Source organism: Herpetosiphon llansteffanensis (genome assembly GCF_003205875.1).
Classification (GTDB): Bacteria; Chloroflexota; Chloroflexia; order Chloroflexales; family Herpetosiphonaceae; genus Herpetosiphon; species Herpetosiphon llansteffanensis.
The window spans coordinates 1-1,071 of record NZ_PUBZ01000035.1 but is presented as its reverse complement, the minus strand read 5'-3'; the positions used below and the strand labels follow the sequence as shown (position 1 = coordinate 1,071).

The following is a 1,071-nucleotide window of genomic DNA, read 5'->3' as shown; positions in this document are numbered from 1 at the left end:
ATAGATTAAGAATAGAGGTTAGTTCAAATGAATGAAATAGAAAAAGAGATCGAATCACTTCTAAACCAGCGCAGCACTTATAGTGATAATTTACGATATCTTAATGAGGTTAAGGCCCAATATGGGATTAATGTTCCAATCGATATACGTAGTTCAATCAATGGTGTACAAAAGGAAATAGATTCTATCGACGAAAAACTCATAAAACTTAATCATCTTCCTGAATCATTGTTTTCCATTAATATTCTTGAGAGAATAGAAAAAATAGAGCGCGTCATTGAAAATATCCAAAGCGTATTTAATCAATACATTAAACCTTCGGACTTTACTTGGGGTGAGAAATGGTATCATTATGATAATGAGAAAATAATTCTGCAAGATAACAATACTTATTTTTATAAAGACTTAATTCAAACTGAAAGGAGATTTGAGGCTGAAATTGTGAATTCGCTCGATACTATACATATGATACTATATGTTCATAATTTTACAATAAGTTTTACCAATCGAGTATATGAAAATAAGAATGATTGGGATCAAAAGAAATTTTACTTATTTACGGCTAAAAGCGAAAAACCAGTATTTTCATCAACAGATGATCAAATTGTATATGAGAGACCAGTATTTTCAATAAATAATAGATTTATTGCATATAGCTTCGCATATGATTTCTCACCATCTTATATACAAGACGTGAATAGTATTGATAGCGAGCAAGAAGTTATAGATGATAATATAATAAATACGGTAGATTGGAAAGAGAGCATTGCAATTTTTGATATTTATTCACAGACGATGAAAATCCTGTGTACAGAGAAGTGTGAGAATGGCTATGCAAAATGGGCTGAGGCGAGGAATTTCTTAAATATTCGATTCGTCAATAACGATAGCGCCTTATTTTGTGTAACTGGAAGTCGAAGAGGACTTGAAAAAACATGGTACATCCCACTAGATGGGAGCGAGATAAAACAAGAAATTAATCCTTTCTGGGATGACCAATGATCACAAGATAACTGATTGAAGAGATATATGGTATATCTATCGAGATTCTGAATAGAGGAGTTTATTACA

At 31.6% G+C, this 1,071-nt stretch carries 1 protein-coding gene; it reads left to right on the top strand.

Annotation, left to right across the window (positions count from 1 at the left end; all coding sequences use genetic code 11):
- Positions 1 to 27: 27 nt before the first annotated feature.
- The gene (locus tag C5S61_RS02465) at positions 28 to 1,002 is read left to right on the top strand and encodes a hypothetical protein (protein WP_110513542.1); all 975 of its coding nucleotides are present in this window, start codon (positions 28 to 30) and stop codon (positions 1,000 to 1,002) included.
- Positions 1,003 to 1,071 lie beyond the last annotated feature (69 nt).

Excerpts from the sequence above, each read along its gene's own strand:
- C5S61_RS02465 (WP_110513542.1), top strand. The coding sequence starts at position 28 with ATGAATGAAATAGAAAAAGAGATCGAATCACTTCTAAACCAGCGCAGC.